Below are 21,601 nucleotides of genomic sequence, written 5' to 3' on the forward strand. Positions count from 1 at the left end.
TCACGGGCTGGATCCGGGCGCGGGTTTCGCCGGCAATATCGTCGCCGCCATTCTGCTGCGGCTAATCCAGCCGGCCCAGCCGGTAAGTCTGGCCGGTCTGCGCGCCCTCTATGCTCAGGCTGTAGGCGCGCGCCACCTGGCGCGCCTCCACCAGCGGCACGCCGCGGAACAGCGGTCCGTATCCGGCCTCCGATTCCGCCAGCAGCAGCGGGCTGACCAGATTGATGCGCAGCCGGCGCGGCAGTTCGACCGCGGCGGCGTTGACGAAGCCCTCCAGCGCGGCGTTGGCCATGTAGACGTTGCTCAGCAGCGGCACGATGGCCTGCGGCTGCCAGGCACCGCCCACCAGCGTGAACGAGCCGCCGTCGGCCAGCTTGTCCAGCCCGCGCAGCACCACGTTGACCTGGCCCATCAGCTTGGAGTCCAGTCCGACGCGGTAGCGCTCGGCGTTCATCTCTGCCAGCGGCCCGACGTGGCCGTTGCGGCCGCCGGTGGCCACCGCCACCGCGTCGAGCCGGGGCAGCTGTTGATACATGGCGGCGATGCTTTGCTCGTCCTCGATGTCCACGCGCACGTCGCCGTGATCGCGGCCGGCGGCGATGATTTCGTGGCGGCCGGACAGTTCGGCGGCGATGGCGCGGCCGATGTTGCCGCTGGCGCCTATCAGCAGGATTTTCATATCGTCTTCCTTGCAGCTTGAGTGGGGGAACCGTCAGCTTAGGCGCGCGCGCGGCTTGGAAAAACCGGGCAAACGTGGAAGTATTGGAACCTATATGGAAACAATCGAACCCTCATCCGAACTGGCGCTGGTCTTCCTCGAAGTGGCGGAGGCCGGCAGCATCACCGCCGCCGCCGAGCGGCTGGCCACGTCCAAGTCGCAGGTCAGCAAGCAACTGAGCCGGCTGGAAGCGTTACTGGGCGCGCAGCTGCTGTTTCGCAGCACCCGCAAGCTGACGCTGACCGAGGCCGGCCATGCCTATCTCGGCTACTGCCGCCGGCTGCGGACGCTGCTGCGGGAGTCGGCCGCGGCGGTGCGCGGCTTGAGCGGCGACGCGGACGGCACGGTGAGGCTGACGGTGCCGCAGATGTTCGCCGGCGCGTTCGGCGCCGAGCTATTGTTGGCTTTTCATCAACAGTATCCGCGCATCTCGGTGGAGCTGGACGTCAGCGTGGCCGAGCGCGATCTGGAGGAGGACGGCTTCGATCTGGCCATCCGCTCCAGCCGGGAGTTGCCGCCGCAACTGGTGGCGCGCCCGTTGTTCCAGACCCGCGACTGGGTGGTGGCGGCGCCGTCGCTGCTGGCCGAACGCGGCGCGCCGGCCGAACCCGCCGATCTGGCGCGGCTGCCCTGCGTGGTGCATAGCCGCTACCACGGCGGCGCGCGCTGGCGTTTCGAGCGCGAGGGGCGAGCGGAAGAAGTGGAGGTGCCGCATTGGCTGCAGGTCAGCGATTACAGCCTGAACCGGAAGCTGGCCGAAGCCGGCGCCGGTTTCGCGCGGCTGCCGGATTTCGTCGCCGAAGCCGCCTTGATCGGCGGCAGGCTGGCCAGGGTGCTGGCCGGCTGGGAGACGCCGGCGCGGCCGGTCTATCTTGTCTATCCGAAGAAAACGCCGCAGCCGGCCAAGTCCCGGGCGCTGATCGATTTCTGCGCCCAGTGGTTCGCCGCCCGGCCAGACCGGGGCTGAGGGCGCCGGCTTGGCCGGGCGCTCAGCGGTGCGACAGCTCGTCCAGCCCCGCGGGCTTCAGCCGCGGCGGTCCGGACAGCGCCCGCAGGAAGGCTTGCAGCGCCAGCTTTTCCGCCTCGCCGAGGCCTAGCGGCTTGAGCAGCGGCGACGGCTTGGGCTGGGTGTACTTGTCCAGCCCGGCCGCGGCCACCTCGTTGCCGCCGTTGTTGTAGAACTCCAGCACGCCGCCGCCGTCGTCGGCGAACAGCGGCATGTCGCCGTTGTGCATGTAGCCGCCGGTGTACAGCAGCTCGCGCAGACCCGGCGTGCGGAACGCGCCCATGTCTTCGCCGCGGCCGGTGATCGCCCCGCGGCCCCGATCCTCGCGGTCGCGGCCGATGAAGTGCAGGCCCAGATTGTGGAAGCGCTGATCGGACAGCTCCGGCCCGTTGTGGCAGTTGAGACAGCGGGCCTTGGTGCGGAACAGCTGCAGGCCCCACAGCGCCTGGTTGCTCAAGGCCTGCGCGTCGCCCTTCAGGAAGCGGTCGAAGGCGCTGTCGTGGCTGATGAGCGCGCGCTCGAAAGTGGCCAGCGCCTGCGCCAGACGGTTGCTGTCCACCGCGGCGTCGCCGAAGGCGGCGGCGAACAGCGGCCCGTATTCCGGCGCGGCGGCGATCTTGGCCACCGCCGCGGCCAGCGGCTGGTGCATCTCCAGCGGATTGGCGATAGGCCCCAGCGCCTGCTGTTCCAGGCTGGCGGCGCGGCCGTCCCAGAACAGGCGGGCGAAGTAGCCGCTGTTGATCACCGACGGCGCGTTGCGGCCGCCCAGCTGGCCGACGTGGCCGGAGGAGACTTCGCGGGGATCGGCCCAGCCGTGCTGCGGATCATGGCAGCTGGCGCAGGCGATGCGGTTGTTGCGCGACAACCGCGCATCGAAGAACAGCTTCTCGCCCAGCGCCGCCTTGGCCGGCGAATAGGGATTGTCGGCCGGGAACGGCATCGCCGGCAGCAGGCCCAGATCGCGGAAGCCGTCGCGGGCGGCGGCATCCAGCGTCGGCGCCGGCCAATCCGGCTGCGTGGCCTGGCCGGGGCGGTAGCGCAGGTAGCGCTGGCGCCAGTCGGCCAGCGTGGCTGCGTCGGGCGGCGTGTCGTCGCTGTCCGGCATCGGTGGCTTGGCCGCGCGCTTGCTGATGGCCAGCAAGGCGGCGGCGCCGGTGTCGGCGTACTGGCCGTCCGCGCGCAGGATGCGCGCTTTGCCGATGTCGTCCTTCACCCAGATCGCCTGCGTCGAGGCGGCGGCGGGAAAGGCCGCGCGGAACGCGGCGTCGCCGGCCAGGCGCAACTGCAGCCAGCGGCTGCCGTCCGCCGCGCTGGGCAAGGTCCAATCGCGCTGTCCGCACCAGGCCTGGCCGTTGGCCTCGCCTAGCGCGGAAGAAACTTGCCCGGCCTGCGCATCGCGCGGGCGCGCCTGCCACAGCACCACCTTGAGGAAGGCGTCCGGATGCTCGCTGTCGTCGACGCAGGCGGCTTCTGCGCCTGATCTGGCCAGGTCGCCGGCGCGGTCCACCGGGATGTAGGGCGGAATGGTTTGCGGCAGGTCTTCCGGATTGGGCGCGTCCGGCAGCGCTGGGCCGCGCACCAGTCTTATCTTGGCCGGCATGCCCAGGCTGAGGCTGACGTGGGGCAGGGTGCGGTGGGTGTCGTCGAAGGCGACTGCCAGCGAACCCCGCGCCTGGCGGCTGGTGGCGGTCCAGTAGAACGCCGGCTCGGCGTCGGGGAAGGCGTGGCGGTCGATCGCCGGCAGATTGCGCCGCGGATCGAGCTGGCTCCAGTCGAGCAGCGTTTTCAGCTCGCGCTCGCTGGGCAGCCGCCAGTCGTCGTGGCCGCACAGTTTCTGCTGGTTGACCGCATCGACGTAGGTGACGGCCAGGCAGTCCTCCTGGCCCGGCTCGCACTGGGCTGGGCGCTCGGTTTCGCGGCTGGCGCTGGCGTAATAGCTGTGCAAGCGGCTGCGCAGCCCGGATTCCGCTTTCACTTCCCAGCTGAGCCCTGTCTGGCTGTCGTCCGCGCAGCCGGCGGCTTCGCCGGACGCCAGCGGCCGGCCGTCGACGGCGTCGCGGGCCTGGAAGCGGGCGATCGGCTTGGCGTCGAGCGCGGCCAGGCTCAGCTGCAGGTGGGCTTGCGCGTATTCGGCGCTGACCAGGCTGCGGCCGATGCCCAGTTGGTCGAGCAGGGCTTGGGCGTCGCCGATCTCGGCCAGCTTTTGCGGCTGCTGGAAGCGGGCGGCGTCGGCCGGCGCTATCTGGATGCCGTTGCCGGGGTTGTCGTCGCTGTCCAGCGTCAGCAGCAGGCGGGCGATCTTCAGCGCGGCGGGATCGCCGGCGTCTTGCGCGCCGGCCAGGCTGAGCGGGGTCAATACCGGCGAGCCGGCGGCGCCGCCGATCTCCAGTTTGCCGATGCGGAAGGCGACGGTTTCGCCGCTGAGGTATTGGAATTCGCCTGCGGCGGTGGTTTTTCCGGCGCGGGTGGGGGTTTCGTAATCCAGGCCGCTGACGGCGCTGTCGATGAAGCGGCCGGTTTGCGGCGGCGAGGCGGCGGGGCCGCCGCCGCAGCCGGCGAGCAGCAGGGCGAAGGTGCAGGCGAGGCGGTGCATTGTAATGAGAATTATTTGCAAAATCCTCGATTATGCCTTGCCGCGGCCTCCCGCCGCAAACGCTTACATCGCCGGCGGGAACGCCCCTTGGTCTTCGCAATTTTCCACCAGGATGTCGTCCGGACTGGTGTTGGGCACGTAGACCTGGTTGACCGGCGACGGCGGGAAGTCGGGATCGGGCGCGCAGTCGGCGCTCTGGCCCGGGCCTACCGCTACCTGGACGCCGGCTTTCAGCTGGCAGCGCACCACGCTGTCGAGCTGGCTCCAGGCCGGGCAGATGGCGTTGGCCGCCTGGTATTGGGCGACCGGGCCTTGCGGCTGGCTGAACGACCACCAGCGGCCGAGTCGGGAACCCGGCTTGGCGCTGTCCCACACCCGGTACACGATGACGCCGGCGGCGGCGTCCTGGCGGTAGACCGCGCCTTCGCACAGGCCGCCCTTGCCCGGCGCGCCGACGGCTTTGGCCAGCAGCTCGGGATTCTGCGCCGCGCTCATGCCCGGCGGCGGCGGCAGCACGCCACCGACGCAGCCATTGGCGGACAGGCCCGGTTTGGCGGGCGGGGTGGTGGAGCAGGCGATCAGGATCAGGCTGAACGAGGCGATGGCGGCGCGGCGCAACAGGGCGGACATGGGGTGTCTCCAGTCGGTGGAAAAGCGGTTCGCATACTGGAAAACATAGTTGATCCGTATGTCATTTTCAGTTGCGGATGGAAAAAAGGCGTCGACAGGAGTCGACGCCCAAAGCTGCGGAAACAATCGTGGTCAGGCCACGGCGGCGTTGGCGGCGGGCTTGCCGGCCTGGGCCGGACCGCCTTGCAGCTCGGCCTGGCGGGTCTTGGCTTGCCGGTAGTTGGCCAGCTTGATGTGGCCGAAGCCGCGCACGCCTTCCCAGGTCTTCATCCATTCCACCGCCCGCGGCAGCGTGTCCGGCGTGAGCTTGGCCAGCAGCGCCGGCAGCTCCTGCTCGAACTCTGCTATCAACTGCCGTTCCAGCTTGCGGTCGTCCTGCCAGGCGAACGGATCCAGCGCGGTGCCGCGCAGGAAGCGCAGCTTGGCCAGCACCTTCATCGCCGGCATCAGCCAGGAGCCGATGGCGATCTTGCGCGGCTGGCCGCGGGTGAGCCAGGCCACGCCGATGTGGAAGCGCAGCTTGTAGTCGCCGTCGAACTGCGCGGCCACCTCGCGCTGGAACTCGCCGTCGCTGTACAGGCGCGCCACTTCGTACTCGTCCTTGTAGGCCAGGAGATGGTGGTAGGCGCGGGCGGCGGCCAGCGTCAGCGCGGTGCTGCCCGGCTGGGCGGCCTCCTCGGCTTGGCGCACTTGCTGCACCAGCGCCTTGTAGCGCTCGGCCAGCGCGCCGTTCTGGTAGGCGGCGAGCAGAGTGGAGCGGTGGTGGACCACGGCGTCCGGCGTTTCACGTGGAACGAATTGGACCACGGCGGTCGGGCTGACCAGCGCTTCGACGCGGGCCAGGTCCTGGGCGGCGTGGCGGCCCCAGGTGAAGGCGTCCTGATTGAACTTGACCGCGGCGCCGTTCAAGCGCACCGCTTCCATGATCGCTTCCAGCGACACCGGCACCAGGCCCTTTTGCCAGCCGTAGCCCAGCATGAACATATTGGCGGCGATGGCGTCGCCCATCAGCGCGGTGGCCAGCTTGTTGGCGTTGACCTCGCTGAAGCGGCCGGCGCCGACCGCCTCGACGATGGCGTCCTTCATCGCCTTGGCCGGGTAGCGGATGTCCGGGTTCTTCAGGAAGCCGCTGGTCGGCGATTCGTAGCTGTTGACGATGGCGTGGCTGAAACCGTCGCGCATCTTGGCCAGCGCTTCCTCGGCCGCCGTCACCACCAGGTCGCAGCCCAGCACCAGGTTGGCGTCGCCGGCGGCGATGCGCACCGCGTGCAGCTTGTCCTGAGAGTCGGCGATGCGCACGTGCGACCATACCGAGCCGCCCTTCTGCGCCAGGCCGGCCATGTCCAGCACCGTCACGCCCTTGTTGTCGAGGTAGGCGGCCATGCCCAGCACCTGGCCGATGGTGACCACGCCGGTGCCGCCGACGCCGGTGACCATGATGCCGAACGGCTCGTGCAGCGCCGGGATCTTCGGCATCGGCAGCGCCGGCATCTTGGCGAGGTCGGCGCTGGCGCCGGCCGGCTTCCTCAGCTTGCCGCCTTCCACGGTGACGAAGCTGGGGCAGAAGCCCTCGACACAGGAGTAGTCCTTGTTGCAGCTGGACTGGTCGATCTTGCGCTTGCGGCCCAGCGGCGTTTCCACCGGCAGCACCGACAGGCAGCCGGACTTCTTGCTGCAATCGCCGCAGCCTTCGCAGACGCGCTCGTTGATGAAGGCGCGCTTGGCCGGGTCCGGGAACTCGTTGCGCTTGCGGCGGCGGCGCTTTTCGGCGGCGCAGGTCTGATCGTGGATCAGGATGGTCACGCCCTCGATGTCGCGCAGCTCGCGCTGCACGCGGTCCAGCTCGCGGCGGTGAAACACGTCGATGCCGGGCGCCAGGCCCTGGGCGTTCTGGTACTTGTCCGGGTCGTCGCTGGTGATCACGATGCGCTTGACGCCTTCGGCCGCCAGCTGGCGGGTCATCATCGGCACGTCCAGGTAGCCGTCCACGTGCTGGCCGCCGGTCATCGCCACCGCGTCGTTGTACAGGATCTTGTAGGTGATGTTGACTTTGCCGGCCACCGCGGCGCGGATGGCCAGGATGCCGGAGTGGAAGTAGGTGCCGTCGCCCAGGTTGGTGAAGATGTGGCGGGTGGTGGTGAACGGCGCCTGGCCCAGCCAGGTGATGCCCTCGCCGCCCATCTGGGTGAAGGTCTTGGTGTTTTCCGGGCTGATCCAATGCGCCATGTAGTGGCAGCCGATGCCGGCCACCGCGCGGCTGCCTTCCGGCAGCTTGGTCGAGGTGTTGTGCGGGCAGCCGGAGCAATAGTGCGGCACGCGGGCGATGGATTCGCGCGGCTGCACCAGCTGCGCCTCTTTATCGTCGTAGAACTTCAGCCGGTCGTGGATCACCGGGCTGTCGAAGATCAGCGCCAGCCGGTTGGCGATGGCGCGGGCGATCATCGCCGGCGTCAGCTCGCCGGCGGCCGGCAGCAGCCAGTCGCCGTGCGGCAGCGCCCACTCGCCTTTCTCGGCGAACTTGCCCACCACGCGCGGGCGGATGTCGTCGCGCCAGTTGTACAGCTGTTCCTTCAGCTGGTATTCGATGATCTGGCGCTTCTCTTCCACCACCAGGATTTCTTCCAGGCCCTGGGCGAACTGGCGCACGCCTTCCGGCTCCAGCGGCCACACCATGCCCACCTTGAAGATGCGCAGGCCGATGTCGGCGGCCTGGGCCTCGCTGATGCCCAGGTCGTCCAGCGCCTGCATCACGTCGAGGTAGCTCTTGCCGCAGGTGATGATGCCCAGGCGCGGCTTGGGCGAATCCAGCGTGATGCGGTTGAGCTTGTTTTCGCGGGCGTAGGCCAGCGCCGCGTACAGGCGGTGGTGCAGCACGCGCTTTTCCTGCGCCAGCGGGGTGTCCGGCCAGCGGATGTTGAGGCCGTCCTCGGGCAGCGGGAAATCCTTGGGAATCTTGAATTCCAGCCGTTCCGGCGTGATGTCGACGATGGCCGAGCTCTCGACGGTGTCGGTGATCGCCTTGATCGACACCCAGCAGCCGGAATAGCGGCTCATCGCCCAGCCGTGCAGGCCCAGGTCCAGCACTTCCTGCACGCCGGACGGGCTCAGGACCGGGATCATGCTGGCGGCCAGAATGTGGTCGGACTGGTGGGGGAAGGTGGACGACTTGGCGGCGTGGTCGTCGCCGCAGACCAAGAGCACGCCGCCGTGCTTGGAGGTGCCGGCCGCGTTGCCGTGCTTGAGCACGTCGCCGGAGCGGTCGACGCCCGGACCCTTGCCGTACCACAGCGAATAGACGCCGTCGTATTTGGCGCCTTCGAAGATGTTGACCTGCTGGGTGCCCCAGACCGCGGTGGCGGCCAGATCTTCGTTGAGGCCGGGATGGAACACCACGTTGTGGGCGTCCAGATGCTTCTTGGCCTTGATCATGGTCTGGTCGACATTGCCCAGCGGCGATCCCCGGTAGCCGGTGACGTAGCCGGCGGTGTTGAGGCCGGCGGCTCGGTCCAGTTCCTGCTGCAGCATGGGCAGGCGCACCAGCGCCTGGATGCCTGTCATCAGAACCTGGCCGGTGGGGGCGGTGTATTTTTCTTCCAGGTCTGCGTGGCGGATTGACATGGTTTCTCCTCCTGTCGTGCTCGCTTGTGGCGATCAGCCCGCGGCTGCCTTGTGGGCGGCTGGTTCCGGGCGCTTGCTGTGCTGGCGGGCGCCGGGGACACTTTATTTTTATACCTTGTGCCCTGGGTATGCGCGGCTGTCGCAGCTTAGAGTGTTAACCCTAATGTCGCCGACTATAGTTTACGTTTACGTCAACGTCAAAGGGATCGCGACAAGGCATGTCCGGGTGCGGTTTATGTGCCAGTGCAGCAAAATATTGCTTGTTAAGTGTTTGTAAACCGACTGTATAGGTAATGATGATTTTTCCGACGGAATAAAGCGGGTAAGCTGGATGTTGGAATATTCCGTGTCGCAGAGAATCGCATGTCTTCCTCTTCTTCCGCCGGCGATAGCCGCGGCGTGCTGTACACCGTCGGCGCCTTCATCTGCTGGGGCCTGTTTCCGCTGTACTGGAAGCCGCTGCACGAGGTGCCGGCCTTGCAAATTCTGTGCCACCGCATCGTGTGGTCGGCCTTGTTCGTCGCGCTGGTGCTGACCGCGCTCAGGCAATGGGGCGATCTGCGCACCGCGCTGCGCCAGCCGCGCCAGCTGGGCATCTTCGCGCTGTCGTCGACGGTGCTGTCGCTGAACTGGCTGATCTATATCTGGGCGGTGAATGCCGGCCATGTGGTGGAGGCCAGCCTTGGCTACTTCATCAATCCGCTGGTCAACGTGCTGCTGGGGCGGCTGGTATTGTCCGAACGGCTGAGCCGGCCGCAGAAGCTGGCGGTGGGACTGGCGGCGGCGGGCGTGGCCTGGCTGACCTTCAGCGCCGGCTCGCTGCCGTGGATCGCCTTGTCGCTGGCCGCCACCTTCGGCTTGTACGGCCTGCTGCGCAAGATGGCGCCGCTGCCGTCGCTGCCCGGCCTGGCGCTGGAAACCTTCCTGATGTCGCCGCTGGCGCTGGCGGCGCTGCTGTGGTTCGAATGGAGCGGGCAGGGCGCTTTCGGCCATGTCGACGCGCTGCGCAACGGCCTGCTGATCGGCGCCGGGGTGGTGACGGCGGTGCCGCTCTTGATGTTCGCCGCCGGCGCGCGCCGGCTGAAGCTGGCCACCGTGGGGCTGATCCAGTACATCGGTCCCAGCATCCAGCTGGCGCTGGGCGTGATGCTGTATGGCGAGCCTTTCGGTCCCGACCGCGCGATGGGTTTCGCGCTGATCTGGGGCGCGCTGGCGCTGTATTCGGCGGTGGGCGCGCGCGAGCTGTGGCGCGGCAGGCGCCGGCAGCCGGCTTGAGCCGCCTGGTCCATCAAAGAAAAACGGCCATCCCGGAGGATGGCCGTTTTTTCATGCGCGGCGCGCCGTTTCAGTGCGCGGGCTGGGTCAGCTTGAGCAGCAGCTGGAAGCGGTCTTCGACGCCGAACTTCTGGAAGATGGCGGTGAGGTGGGCCTTGACCGTGCGCTCGGTGATGTCCAGCTCGCGGGCGATCTCCTTGTTGGAGCGGCCCTGCTTGAGGATGGCGATCACCTCGGCCTCGCGGCTGGATACCCGATCGCGCCAGCCGGCCTGCTCGGGCGGCGGCACCAGCGCGCCGAAGCGCTGGCACAGCTGCAGCAGCAGGCTGCGGCCCAGCCAGGTGCCGCCGGCGGCGACGCTGGCGGCGATCTGGCGCAGTTCGTCGGCGGCGGCGTAGGCGTGGGCGTAGCCGGACACGCCCAGTTGCAGCCAGTGCATGCCTTCGGCGTCGTTGGGAGCGGAACTGAGCGCCACCACCCGGTAGTGGCGGCACAGCGTCGGCCAATCGGCGTCGCGTTGGCCGGCGTCCAGGCTGGCCAAGTCCAGCCACAAGACGGCGTCCCGCTCCTGCGGCGGCTCGGGCAGGCGCGTGCAGCGGCGCGCCTCGCCCAGCGCGTCTTGCCAGTAGCCGGCCAGCACCGAGCTGGCGGAGAACAGCAGGTGGACCATGTCAGCGCTCCCGCAACGCTTCCGCCTTGGCGCGCAGCACCGGCTTCAGCAGATAGGACAGGATGCTCTTCTTGCCGGTCATGATGTCCACCTGGGCCACCATGCCGGGGAAGATGGGCAGCTTTTCCTTGCCCAGCAGCGAGCCCTGGGTTTTCACCTTGACGATGTAGAAGGCGTTGCCCTTCTCGTCGGTGATGGTGTCGGCGCCGATCTCGGCCACGCTGCCCTCCATGCCGCCGTAGATGGTGAAGTCGTAGGCGGTGAAGCGCACCACGGCGCGCTGGCCGGGATGGAGGAAGGCGATGTCGCGCGGGGTGATCCGGGTTTCCAGCAGCAGCGAGTCGTCCATCGGCACGATCTCGATGATGTCCTTGCCCGGCTGCACCACGCCGCCGATGGTGTTGATGAACAGCCGCTTGATCTCGCCGCGCACCGGGGAGCGCACTTCGGACAGTTTGACCTTGTCGGCCAGAGCCACGCTGCCGGCGGACAGGCTGCTGGCCTTGGCCATGGTGTCCGACAGCTCGGCGCTGGCGGTGTTGCGCATCGCCAGTTCCACTTCCTGGATCTTGCGCTGCGCCTCGCCGATGGCCGCCTGGATCTTGGGCATCTGGGCGGCGGCTTGGTCGCGTTCGCCGCGGAAGCGGGCGACGTCGCGCTCAAGGCGCAGCAGGTCGACGTCGGATACCGCGCCCGACTCCTTCAGCGGCCGGGTCACGGTGAGCTCCCTCATCGTCAGATCGTAGCTGGACAAGGCCTGGGTGTAGCGGGCGCGTACCTCGTTCAGCTCCTGGTTGCGTTGCGCCAGCTGCTGGCGAGCGATGCCGACGCTGGCGTTCAGCTCCATCTGCTTGGAGTTGTACAGCTCCAGTTCCTGCTTGGCGATGTCGGGCGCCAGTTGCAGCACCTTGGGCGGCAGTTCGAACGGCGTGCCGCCCGCCAGCGCCTTCAGCCGCGCGGTCTTGGCCTGCAAGGCCAGGTACTGCGCCTGGTTTTCCTCCAGCGAGGAGACGAAGCGGGTGTTGTCCACCTTGAGCAGCAGCTGGCCCTTCTGGACCACCTGGCCTTCCTTGACCAGGATCTGCGACACCACGCCGCCGTCCAGGCTCTGCAGGTGCTGGTTCTGGTTGGAAGGGATCACCTTGCCCTCGCCGCGCGACACCTCATCCACCTTGGCGAAGCCCGCCCACAGGAAGGCGACGATGAACACGCCCAGCATGCTCCAGACGAAGATGCGCGGGCGGCCCGGGTTCTGCTGCAGGATCGCCCAGTCGGCGTCGGCGGCGAAATCGTTGCGATCGGCCAGATCGCGGGCGGAGGCCCAATCCATCAGCTTGTCCCAGTACGGGCCGCTGCGCTCCTGACCGCGCTCCACCAAACCGTTTACCCGTTGTTTCCAGTTCGTTTCCATCTCAGACGCCCGCCTTTCCGATCTTGCCTTGTTGCAGCGCCTCGATCACTTGTTGCTTGGGACCATCGGCGACGATGGCGCCGTGGTCGACCACGATCAGCCGGTCCACCAGGTCCAGCAGCGTGTTGTGGTGGGTGACCAGCAGCATGGTCTTGCCGGACGACACCCGCGCCAGCGTCTGGCGGATCTGGCCTTCGCTGCTGTGGTCCATATTGCTGGTCGGCTCGTCCAAGAGCAGGATGGGCGGCGAGTTCAGCAGCGCGCGGGCGATGGTCACCGCCTTGCGCTGGCCGCCGGACAGCGATTCGCCGCGCTCGCTGATCAGCATGTCGAAGCCCTGCGGATGACTGTTGATGAACTCGGTCAGCCCCGCTTGCTCGGCGGCGGCGGCGATGCTGGCATCGAAGGCGTGTGGCGAGCCCATGGAGATGTTCTGCCGCATGGTGCCGTAGAACAGCACCGGGTCCTGCGGCACGTAGCCGATCTGGCGGCGCAGCTCGGCCGGGTCGATCTGCTTGATGTCCATGCCGTCGATATGGATCGCGCCTTCGGTCGGCTGGTACAGGCCCAGTATCATCTTCTGGATGGTGGTCTTGCCAGAACCGACTCGGCCGATGATGGCGACGCGCTCGCCGGCGCGGATCTTGAATGACACCTCGCGCAGCGCCACCATCGGGTTGTTCGGGTAGTTGAACGATACGTTGCGGAACTCGATCTCGCCCTTGAAGCTGGTGCGATGGAAGAAGGCGGCGTCCTTCTCGCGCTCCACCGGCATTTTCATGAAGCCGTCCAGCGAGGCCAGCGAGGTCTTGGCGTTGTGGTACTGAGTCAGCAGGCTAACCACCTGGCTTAGCGGCGCCATCGCACGACTGGACAGCATCACCGCGGCGATCACGCCGCCCATGGACACGTTGCCGGCCATGATCTCGTACACGCCCAGCACCAGCATGGAGACGGACAGCAGCTGCTGGATGAAGCCGGAAAAATTCATTGTGGAGGCGGCCAGGATCTTCAGCCGCGAACCGACCTGAGCCAGAAACAGCGTGGCCTGTTCCCATTTGCCCTGCAGCACGCCCTCGGCCGCCAGCACCTTGACCGTCTCCAGCCCGGACAGGCTTTCCACCAGATAGGCGTTGCGCTGCGAGGCGGCGCGCAGCGTGGTCTCCACCAGCGCCTGCATCTTCTCCTGCACCAGCAGCGCGAACAGCAGCATGAAGAAGATGGCCAGCACCATGGGCACCGCCATCAGCGGCGAAATCCACATGATGGCTACCAGGAAAATCAGCACGAAGGGCACGTCGATCAACGCGGTGATCGATGCCGAAGCGATGAAGTCGCGCACCGTCTCGAACGCGCGCAGATTGGCGGCGAAGGCGCCGACCGAGGCCGGCCGCGCTTCCATCCGTATGCCCAGCACCCGTTCCATGATCAGCGCCGACAACGCGACGTCCACTCGTTTGCTGGCCAGGTCTATCAGGTAGCCGCGGGTCAGCTTGAGCAGGAAGTCGAATACCAGCACCAGCGCGGCGCCTATCGCCAGCACCCACAGGGTTTCCAGCGCCATATTGGGCACCACGCGGTCGTAGACCGCCATCGACACGATCGGTATCACCAGCGCGAACACATTGATCAGGAAAGCCGCCAGCAGCGCGTCGCGGTACAGCGACCGGCTGCCGTAGATGGTGCGCCAGAACCAGTGGCGCGAGCGGATGTCGGCTAGTTCCGGCGCCCGCTTCTCGTACTGGAAGCGCGGCTTCACCAGGATGGCGATGCCTTCGAAACTGTGCTGCAGGTCTTCCAGCGGAATTTCGACGACGGCGTCCGGCAGCTCGGACATGCTGACGAAGGCGACGCCGTCGCGGATCTCGCGCAGGATACCGGCGGTATTGTTTTCCAGCAGCAGCACTGCCGGCAGCAACTGCTGGCGCAGGCTGGACAAGGGTTGCCGCACCACGCGGGTGGACAGGCCGATGCGGCGCGCCGAGCGGGCGAACATGGAGGGCGACAGCCGGTTGTTCACCAGCGGAATGCCGGCTACCAGCGATTCGCGGGTGGCGGTGATGCCGTAGCCGCGGGCCAGCGAGAACAGGCAGTCAAGCAGGGGGTCGAGATGGGTCGCCTGTTCGCTTAGCGGCAGCGTGGTTTCAGGATTGGATATTTCGGAAGCCATGCTTCCACTCCCATGGAGATAGCCGGCAATGGCGCCGGATAAACGATTGGAAACGATCGGCGCGGCAGGCCGCGCGGCCGCGCCGCCATGACGTTGAAGTGGCCGCGCCCAGGCATCCCGAGGCTAGCAGGCCCATGTCAAGACGTGCCGCCGGAATGGCCAAAAGACCCGCCTGGCGGGTCTTGTCGGCTCCGGACAGCCAGGCCTCAATGTTTCGCGGCCTTGCCGGACTTCTTGACCGGCGAGGCGGCGGGTACATCCGCCATCGTGCTGGAGACATAGGGGTGGATGGGGATGCCGGCGGTGCTGAACGGTTTGGGCGGCGTGTAGGCGGTGCTGCAGGTGTCGTGTTGTTGGTCGTCGGCGTCGGATTCGAAACTCTGTTGCTCGATCGGCTTCAACTGCAGGCTGGGCAGCAGCAGGCCGGAAGCCGCCAGCACGCGGGCCTGGGCCAGCTTGTCGTCGTATTCGGCGTTGGCCAGCGCGCGTTTGGAGTCGTAAAGCTCGTTTTCGCTGTCCAGCACGTCCAACAAGGTGCGCTGGCCGATATCGAATTGTTTCAGGTAGGCGTCGCGCGCCTTCTCGGTGGACAGCGCGTGTTGGCGCAGGTAGCCCATTTGCTCGCCCAGCTTGTGCACGTCGTTGCTGGCGATGCGCACCGTCTGCTGCAAGTCGCGGCAGGTCTTGTCGCGAAGGTCGAGCGCGGAGTTGTAGCGCTCGGCGGCCACACCCAGCCGCGCCTTGTCTGCGCCGCCGCGGAACAGATTGATGTTGAACACTAGTTCGATGGCCTGCTTGTCGTGGCGGCCGTAGATGCTGTTGAGGTTGTCGGTCTTCTCGGCGTGGGCGCGCAGGTCCAGGGTTGGCGAGAAGGCGCCGCGCTTGGTTTTCAAGTCGCTCTGCGCGGATTGGACATTCGCGAGCGTGGACAGATAGGCAGGACTGCTGCGCACCGCGGTGACCAGAATATCCTGATCGCGCGGCAGCTTGTCTTGCAGCGAGGGGACCGGGGCCAGGTCGGTGGGCGGCTCCTCGCCGATCAGACGGGAATAGCGGGCGGAAACATCATGCAGGTTGGAGTTCTCGTTGATCATATTGGTTTCGGACAGCGCGAGGCGGCCGGCCGCCTGTTCCAGGTCCACGCGGCGGCCGACGCCAGCTTTCACCTTTTGTTCAATTTGATCGTAAATGCCTTTATGGACGCCATAGCTTTCCTTGGCGTAATCCAGCAACTGGCGGTAGCGCAGCACGTCCAGATAGGCGCGGGTGGCCTCCAGGCCCTGTTGCTCGGAAGCGTCGACGAAGTCGTAATACTTGCCGCGCTTGCTGAATTCCAGCTGCTTGACCGTGTTCATGGTCTGGAAGCCCTGGAACAGATTTTGGGTGAGGTCGGCGGACCAGCCTTTGCGGTTGAAATCGCTGGTGATCTCCGGGCCATAGTTGATGAGGGGTTCCTTGTTGTCCTCGCGGGCATAGGTGTAGGCAACGTCCACGGTTGGCAGGTAGCCGGCGCGGCCGATGCCGGTTTCCTCGGCCGCTGAGCGGAATTCATGGAAGCGGAAGCGGACTTCCGGGTTGTTGGCGATGGTTTTTTCCACGACTTCGCGCAGGTCAGTTGCTTGCGCCCATGAAGCCGACAAGCTGAGCAAAGCCGCCATGGTCAGGCGCACACTTCTTTTTTGTAAGCATTTCATGGTCAATGATCTCCGGGAGCAAGGGGCTGATATTGTTAAATGTTTCAATATTTAGGTTAAATACATAGTTAAAAATGTCAAGTGAGTATTTCCACCGAGGCGAGTATCACTTTTCAATCTGCTACAGTGGCCATCATCAGTCGGCGTGGAATGAACATGAAGCTTGTCCTGCTTGTTTTCAGGCGGCGCCTGCGGCATTGGCTGCTGCCTGCCATGCTGTTGCTGGTGGGCTGGTGCGTGGTGGCCGCCAGCCTGCCGGCGGAGCGCGCCGCCGCGCGTTACGGACCGCGCGCCGTGGCGCTGTACCGCGAATGGAATCTGCTGCTGGGCAGGCTGCAGGGAATAGAAGAGCGGCAGAAGCTTTCGGAGGTTAACCAGTTTTTCAACCGGCGCATCCTGTACCGCGAGGACATAGACAACTGGGGCGTAGAGGACTACTGGGCGACGCCGTTGGAGATGTTCGGCAAGGGGGCGGGCGACTGCGAGGACTTCAGCATTGGAAAGTACATTTCCTTGCTGGTATTGGGCGTGTCGCCTGACAAGCTGCGTCTTATTTACGTCAAGGCGAGGATAGGCGGGCCGGGAAGCACGATCAGCCAGGCGCACATGGTGCTGGCCTACTACCCTGCTCCGAGCGCGGAGCCGCTGATTCTGGACAGCCTGGTGACATCCATCGAGCCGGCCTCGCAACGGCCGGATCTGGTGCCGGTGTTCAGTTTCAATGCCCAGGGCCTGTGGGTGGGCAATCGCAGCAGCGATGTGTCCAAGCTGACCCGCTGGCGGCAGGTGATGGACAAGATGAAAAACGAAGGCTTCACTTTCTGATCCGATGAGATGGGCGGCGCGATGAAAAACCTTTCCCTGATCCAGCGTCTTTGGCTGTTGTTGGTGCTGCTGGTATTCCTGTCGCTGACGGGCGCTTTGCTGGCCGATTTATACAATGCCCGCCGTTATTTGGAACAGCAACTGACCAGCCAGAATGCCAATACCGCCAATTCGCTGGCGCTGATGATTACCCAGCGCCAGGCGGACAAGGCGATGGCCGAAACCCTGATAAACGCGACTTTCGACCAGGGGTACTTTCACCACATCAGCTGGCGCGGCGCGGACGGCAAGGTGCTGGTGGACCGCGTGAACCAGACGGTGTTTCCTGCCGCGCCGGAATGGTTCCGGGCGCTGTTGCCCTTGTCGCCGCAACCGGGAGCCGCGCTGGTGACCGCTGGCTGGCTGCAGGCCGGCGAGGTTCGAGTGGAGACCGCGCTGAGCTATGCCTACGAGTCGCTCTGGCTGGGCACGCTGCAAACCATGATGTGGCTGCTGGGCGTCGGCCTGCTGGCCGGGCTGCTGGGCTCCATCGATATCTTCAAGCTGCGACGCGACCTGCAGCGGGTGGTGAACCAGGCGCGCGCGATCAGCGAGCGCCGTTTCCAGAGCATGACCGAACCCAAGGTGCCGGAACTGGCGCGGGTGGTGCGGGCGATGAATCAGATGGTGGCGGGGCTGCAAGCCTATCTGCAGGAGCAGTCGGGCGAAATGGAGCTGCTGCGCCGCGAACGATTGACCGATCCGGTGACCGGGCTGGCCAATCGCGAGGCGTTGGAGCAGGCGGTGTCCAGCGCCCTGGCGGACGAGGAGGACTTACGGGGGTGCCTGCTGTTGCTGCGCTTGTCGGGGCTGGCCGAGTTGAACCAGCGTCTGGGCGGCGAGCGCGCCGATGCCTTGCTCAAGCGGCTGGCCGAGGATCTTGAAGACCTGGCCGCGAAGCGCATGGGCTGGATGGCGGCGCGGTTGCGCGGCGCCGATTTCGCCGTGTTCTGCCCGGAATTGGAAGCGGAAGGCGCCAGACAGCTGGCGGCGACGCTGTGCGATCAACTAGCCCTATACCAAAGAATGGGTTTGTGCGACCAGGAGGGCGTAGGCCATATCGGCGTGTGCGGCGTTGAGCGCGGCGACACGCTGACCAGCCTGCTGGCGCGCGCCAGCCAGGCCTTGGCCCAGGCCGAGGCGGCCGGAGACAACCAGTGGCGGCGGGACGAGGGCGGCGGTCCGGATGTGGGCAGCGAGTGGGACTGGCGGGAACTGATCGAAGACAGCTGCCGCCAGCGCCGCCTGAGCCTGCGCTGGTTTCCGGTGCGGGATGCGCAGCGCGCGCCGTTGTGGCAGGAGGGCATGTTGTATCTCCCCGCGCGCGACGCTTTGCCTGAGGTCAACGCGCTGCGGCTGGTGTCGAACAGCCTGCGGCAAGGGCTGACCCATCTGATCGATCTGGAGGCGCTGAGGCTGGCGCTGGCCGATGCGCCGGCAGGGTTGGTGGCAGTCAATATTTCTCCGGCGTCGTTGGCGGCCAAGGGCTTTCGCAGCCGGGTGCTGGATGCCCTGCGCGGTAGCCGGACGACGGTGTCGTTCGAGTTCGATGAAACCGGGCTGGAGGAATACTGGGATGCCTTTCTGGACTTCGGCGAGGCGATGAAGAACGCCGGGCATAGGCTGGCGGTGGAGATTCGCGGTCACAGGCTGGAGCTGGTGGCGCGGCTAAACCAGGCCGGCATCGACTACTTGGTGCTGGATGGCGCGCTGACGTTAGGCATTCATCGGGACCAGGGACGGCAGGTGCTGGTGAAGGGCGTGCAGCGTATGACGTCGTTGATGGGCGCCAAGCTGGTGGCCAAGGGCGTGGCCAGCGAGGATGATGCCAGGCAGCTGCTTGAGCTGCGCGTCGATGGCCTGACGGGCCCGGCCATCCGCTGACCTGCGCGGCGGGCGGGGACGTCCGCCCTCGCTTTGCCGCTGGGCGGCTGAGCCGCAAGCCAAGCTGCGACAGGCTATCAGCGCCTGTTTACGATCTTTTTGCGGCAGCGGCCATTTTCTGCCGGATACGGGGCGGGAAAAACGGCCCGCCGCCGTGTCATTCACTGCCAGGGACGTTTGACAAAGCTAGGCGCCGGCAGAAAAGGCCCCGGAGGGAGCAGGCCATCTGCCTGCGTTGTCAGGCTAGGCCTTGGAATAACCAAGGCCTACGCCCTCCGCCTTGCATCTGGCCTGCAGGCCGGGCCGCGCTGCTCGTAAAAAGATCGTAAACACGCTCTCAGGCGGGCGCCAGGCTGGGGAGCCTGCTTATCCATGCCGCCAGGCGTTGTTCCTGGCTTGCGCGCTGGCTGGCGAACACATCCTGGCCCACATGGCGGTTGCCCTCCGGCTGCGGGCCGGGCCAGGGGTGGGCGGCATGGGACGAGAAACAGCGGTCGTGCACCATGCAGCTGAGGCGGACGTGGGACCAGACTTTGTCCCGCAGGAACCATTGATCGACGTTGGGCGTTTCCATATGTCCAGAACGGTAGCCGGCCAGCATCTGCTCCAGCGGCGGCAGCGCGCCGGCGACGCCGCCCCACATGCCGGCCAGGATCAGGTCGGTATGCGTCCACCAGTCCCGCATCACATGAAACCAGCGATCGGACGCCAGCCATTCGTCGACTGCCAGCTTCTCGCGCGGACCGATGACGGAATCGGCGTCCCGCACCAGAAAGCGGCCCACCTGCGGGTCGTTAGCCGCCTGGAAACGCCAGGTCAGCCGTTGGCGCAGGCTTTGCCCCGGCGCCTCCAGCATCAGCTCGCAGCCCAGCGCGGCCAGTTCCCGCCGGACGTCATCCGGCACTGTTTCATCCAAATAAAAGCGCAGCCGCCAGCCGGGATAGACGCGGGGGCCTGCCAGCGCGTTGTCGATGGCGCCGCGCAGATAGCGCGGGTTGCCGCCCCACAAAGAAAAGGCGATGACATGGCTTTTCCCCGCTGCGAAGCTTGCCGGCTTGGCGTCGGGTAGCCGCCAGCCGACGGGCGGCGCGCCATGCTGGCTGTCGGACAGCGCCAGCGACCGCGAGCCGGCTTCCGCCGCTTCCCGCTGGTGGCCCAGTCGGTGGAGACAGGTGCAGAGCGTGGCGTGCACCAGAGCGTCGCCGGGATCATGCGCGAGGTAGGCTTGCAGCGTCGGAATGGCTTGCTCGTATTGTTGGCTGCGGGCCTGGGAAACGCCCAGATTGAGCAGGACTTCCCGGTTGTCGGGATAGTCGGGGAGCACCTGGGCCAGCGCCTGGGCGGAGGCGTGGTATTGGCCGGCCAGGAACAGGTAATAGGCCAGTTGCAGCACCAGATCCACCGGCTTCTTGTGACCGTGGCGGTTCACGGCCGCCAGCGTCAGGGCGACGGCCTCCTGCGGTTTGCCGGCTTGCCAGCTGGCGTGGGCGCCGGGGTCCCAAGCGGCGGGGGCGGCTGTCATGGCATTCTCCTGGGTCAGGCGGGCGAAGGCGGAAAAGCCCCCCGCGGCGAGCGGGGGGGCGTAGCGCGGCGATAGAATCCAGGCCTTACTCGGTGTGTTGCTGGCCGTGGCCCAGCAGATTTTTCAGCAGCTGCGCGTCGCTGAGCGCGGCGGCGTGCGCCAGCTCGACGCTCTCCGGCCCTGGCGCCGCCGCCGTGCCCGGACTCTGGTGGCGAGCGTCCGCCGCCGCATCCGCGCCTTCCTTGTGGCCGTTCAGATAGCTGTCCAGGCTGGCGGCGCTGTGGCCGCCTCCCTGCAGCAGGTCCTTCAGGTCCAGCGCGTCCTTCTCACCCCGCGGGCCGTGATCGGCCACCCCGTTCCGCGCTGGCTCCGGCTTGGCGGCGGCGACTGGCTCGCCCAGCGTCCACTTGAAGGTGTCGATGCCGGCTCCGCCGCGAGCCCCGGCATCGGCTGCCGCCGGGTGGTGGCTGTCCGGCGCGGCGTGGCTGACGCGGCCGTTGGCGGACTGCGGCGCATCGTGGGCGATGGATGGACTCGGCTTGTCGCCGGCGGCATCGGCGGCCTTCTGCGCGCCGTAGACGATGCTGGACTCATGGCTGGTTACTCCGTGCGGATGGTTCTCCGCGGCAGCGATTTCCCCGGAGCTAGCTTTGGCGTGGCCGGCTGCGGCATTGCTGTTGCCGGTTTCACGTGAAACCGCTTCGGCATGATTGGCGGTGGGGGCCGCGTCCTTGGTCGGCGCGGCGGCGTCGAGTTTGGCGCTGAGAAGTTCGGTGCTGGTAGCTGTGGCGAGGCCTTCGGTCATGATGCCGTGGCTGTTGCCGCTGATTGGAGAAATGACGTGAGTACCCTTAATGTCGACTTCCACATCGATTCTTGTGTTGTCTATCGAGTAAATAGTGAGGATGCATGGAACCGTAGTTCCCTGGGGAATGTTCAGGGCATTGTCATTCAGTTTGAAGGTCCAATGATTGGTTAAGGTGTCGAATGTGAAGGTGCCGTAGGTCTGAGCAAGATTGGTCGGCATTTGGAAAGCGGCTTCGCCGCTGTCTACATCTCTTATCTGTAGATCGCCTCCAAGAGATGCACCTTGTTGGTCTCCGAATGTGGATTTTTTAAGATCTCCCGTGATTTCAGCTGCCTCATTTATGCCGTTGACGATGACGGTAATGTTGTGAGTGGTGCCGTCCTTGGAATAAACGGTGAATACATCGGTGTGGGTCTGGCCCTGGGGGAGGGGCTGCGCCAGGCCGTTGGAAACGGTGTAGTTCCAGTTACCGCTGGCGTCGATGGTGAGTTTGCCGAAGTTAGTGGCTTGGCTGTCGACGTGGGTGGGGTCGAACACCGACTGCCCTTGGTCGGGATCGACGATGTTCAGTGTGCCGTGATCGCTCAAGATGATAGTGGGGGAGCCTGTACTATCGGTGACTGTACCTGTGTCTTTGCCAGAGAACACAGGGATGTCGTTGACGCCGTTGACGATGACGGTGATGTCGTGAGCCGTGCCGTCCTTGGAATAGACGGTGAACACCTCGGTGAGGGTATC

14 protein-coding genes are annotated in these 21,601 nt (G+C 66.3%); 4 read left to right on the top strand and 10 right to left on the bottom strand.

Annotated features, from left to right (window positions below; translation table 11 throughout):
• Window positions 1-61 precede the first annotated feature (61 nt).
• Complete coding sequence (locus tag VL52_RS18995; protein ID WP_046158509.1) at window positions 62-679, bottom strand: short chain dehydrogenase; 618 nt, start codon at window positions 677-679, stop codon at window positions 62-64.
• Window positions 680-773: 94 nt separating this feature from the next.
• On the opposite strand from VL52_RS18995, the gene VL52_RS19000 reads away from it, so the two are divergent.
• On the top strand, window positions 774-1,685 hold the full coding sequence (locus VL52_RS19000; protein WP_052717659.1) for a LysR family transcriptional regulator: 912 nt from the start codon (window positions 774-776) through the stop codon (window positions 1,683-1,685).
• Window positions 1,686-1,707: 22 nt separating this feature from the next.
• Here the strand turns inward: VL52_RS19000 and VL52_RS23555 are convergent, their stop codons facing one another.
• From VL52_RS23555 to VL52_RS19015, 3 genes are all read right to left on the bottom strand, one after another.
• A complete protein-coding gene (locus tag VL52_RS23555) occupies window positions 1,708-4,317 on the bottom strand; it encodes a cytochrome c peroxidase (protein WP_052729406.1) in 2,610 nt (869 codons plus the stop codon).
• A gap of 63 nt (window positions 4,318-4,380) precedes the next feature.
• Window positions 4,381-4,947, bottom strand: a complete 567-nt coding sequence (locus VL52_RS19010; protein ID WP_046158510.1) for a hypothetical protein — start codon at window positions 4,945-4,947, stop codon at window positions 4,381-4,383.
• 132 nt (window positions 4,948-5,079) lie between these two features.
• Window positions 5,080-8,565, bottom strand: coding sequence for an indolepyruvate ferredoxin oxidoreductase family protein (locus tag VL52_RS19015; RefSeq protein WP_046158511.1), 3,486 nt, complete (start codon window positions 8,563-8,565; stop codon window positions 5,080-5,082).
• Between the two features lie 363 nt (window positions 8,566-8,928).
• On the opposite strand from VL52_RS19015, the gene rarD reads away from it, so the two are divergent.
• Window positions 8,929-9,840, top strand: coding sequence for an EamA family transporter RarD (gene rarD, locus VL52_RS19020; RefSeq protein WP_046158512.1), 912 nt, complete (start codon window positions 8,929-8,931; stop codon window positions 9,838-9,840).
• A 70-nt stretch (window positions 9,841-9,910) separates the two neighbouring features.
• Here the strand turns inward: rarD and VL52_RS19025 are convergent, their stop codons facing one another.
• The 4 genes from VL52_RS19025 to VL52_RS19040 all read right to left on the bottom strand — a co-directional run bounded on the left by VL52_RS19025 (window position 9,911) and on the right by VL52_RS19040 (window position 15,761).
• Window positions 9,911-10,510: a helix-turn-helix transcriptional regulator gene (locus tag VL52_RS19025; RefSeq protein WP_052729407.1), complete on the bottom strand. Its 600-nt coding sequence runs from the start codon at window positions 10,508-10,510 to the stop codon at window positions 9,911-9,913.
• 1 nt (window position 10,511) lies between these two features.
• Window positions 10,512-11,921 (bottom strand): HlyD family type I secretion periplasmic adaptor subunit, encoded by a 1,410-nt coding sequence (locus VL52_RS19030; RefSeq protein ID WP_046158513.1) that lies wholly within the window; start codon window positions 11,919-11,921, stop codon window positions 10,512-10,514.
• Window position 11,922: 1 nt separating this feature from the next.
• Entirely contained in the window at window positions 11,923-14,091 is a 2,169-nt protein-coding gene (locus tag VL52_RS19035; RefSeq protein ID WP_046158514.1) for a type I secretion system permease/ATPase, read from the bottom strand.
• A 206-nt stretch (window positions 14,092-14,297) separates the two neighbouring features.
• Window positions 14,298-15,761, bottom strand: coding sequence for a TolC family outer membrane protein (locus tag VL52_RS19040; RefSeq protein ID WP_235429335.1), 1,464 nt, complete (start codon window positions 15,759-15,761; stop codon window positions 14,298-14,300).
• A gap of 180 nt (window positions 15,762-15,941) precedes the next feature.
• Between VL52_RS19040 and VL52_RS19045 the strand changes: the two genes are divergently transcribed.
• Together VL52_RS19045 and VL52_RS19050 are read left to right on the top strand one after the other, a co-directional pair.
• Window positions 15,942-16,610 (top strand): transglutaminase-like cysteine peptidase, encoded by a 669-nt coding sequence (locus tag VL52_RS19045; protein WP_235429336.1) that lies wholly within the window; start codon window positions 15,942-15,944, stop codon window positions 16,608-16,610.
• Between the two features lie 21 nt (window positions 16,611-16,631).
• A complete protein-coding gene (locus VL52_RS19050; protein WP_046158526.1) occupies window positions 16,632-18,533 on the top strand; it encodes a bifunctional diguanylate cyclase/phosphodiesterase in 1,902 nt (633 codons plus the stop codon).
• Window positions 18,534-18,870: 337 nt separating this feature from the next.
• On the opposite strand, the gene VL52_RS19055 is transcribed toward VL52_RS19050, so the two are convergent.
• Both VL52_RS19055 and VL52_RS24170 read right to left on the bottom strand, forming a co-directional pair.
• Window positions 18,871-20,055 carry a tetratricopeptide repeat protein gene (locus tag VL52_RS19055; RefSeq protein WP_046158517.1) on the bottom strand — a complete coding sequence of 395 codons (1,185 nt, stop codon included), beginning with the start codon at window positions 20,053-20,055 and terminating at the stop codon, window positions 18,871-18,873.
• Between the two features lie 85 nt (window positions 20,056-20,140).
• Window positions 20,141-21,601 (bottom strand): VCBS domain-containing protein (locus VL52_RS24170; RefSeq protein WP_144410325.1); only part of this gene is annotated, 1,461 nt, incomplete at its 5' end.

The sequence above is a fragment of the Chromobacterium vaccinii genome, assembly GCF_000971335.1.
In the GTDB taxonomy this organism is placed as follows: Bacteria; Pseudomonadota; Gammaproteobacteria; order Burkholderiales; family Chromobacteriaceae; genus Chromobacterium; species Chromobacterium vaccinii.

Excerpts from the sequence above, each read along its gene's own strand:
- VL52_RS19025 (WP_052729407.1), bottom strand. The coding sequence starts at position 10,510 with ATGGTCCACCTGCTGTTCTCCGCCAGCTCGGTGCTGGCCGGCTACTGG.
- VL52_RS19045 (WP_235429336.1), top strand. The coding sequence starts at position 15,942 with ATGAAGCTTGTCCTGCTTGTTTTCAGGCGGCGCCTGCGGCATTGGCTG.
- VL52_RS19055 (WP_046158517.1), bottom strand. The coding sequence starts at position 20,055 with ATGACAGCCGCCCCCGCCGCTTGGGACCCCGGCGCCCACGCCAGCTGG.
- VL52_RS19035 (WP_046158514.1), bottom strand. The coding sequence starts at position 14,091 with ATGGCTTCCGAAATATCCAATCCTGAAACCACGCTGCCGCTAAGCGAA.
- VL52_RS19010 (WP_046158510.1), bottom strand. The coding sequence starts at position 4,947 with ATGTCCGCCCTGTTGCGCCGCGCCGCCATCGCCTCGTTCAGCCTGATC.
- VL52_RS18995 (WP_046158509.1), bottom strand. The coding sequence starts at position 679 with ATGAAAATCCTGCTGATAGGCGCCAGCGGCAACATCGGCCGCGCCATC.
- VL52_RS19000 (WP_052717659.1), top strand. The coding sequence starts at position 774 with ATGGAAACAATCGAACCCTCATCCGAACTGGCGCTGGTCTTCCTCGAA.
- rarD (WP_046158512.1), top strand. The coding sequence starts at position 8,929 with ATGTCTTCCTCTTCTTCCGCCGGCGATAGCCGCGGCGTGCTGTACACC.
- VL52_RS19015 (WP_046158511.1), bottom strand. The coding sequence starts at position 8,565 with ATGTCAATCCGCCACGCAGACCTGGAAGAAAAATACACCGCCCCCACC.
- VL52_RS19050 (WP_046158526.1), top strand. The coding sequence starts at position 16,632 with ATGAAAAACCTTTCCCTGATCCAGCGTCTTTGGCTGTTGTTGGTGCTG.
- VL52_RS23555 (WP_052729406.1), bottom strand. The coding sequence starts at position 4,317 with ATGCACCGCCTCGCCTGCACCTTCGCCCTGCTGCTCGCCGGCTGCGGC.
- VL52_RS19030 (WP_046158513.1), bottom strand. The coding sequence starts at position 11,921 with ATGGAAACGAACTGGAAACAACGGGTAAACGGTTTGGTGGAGCGCGGT.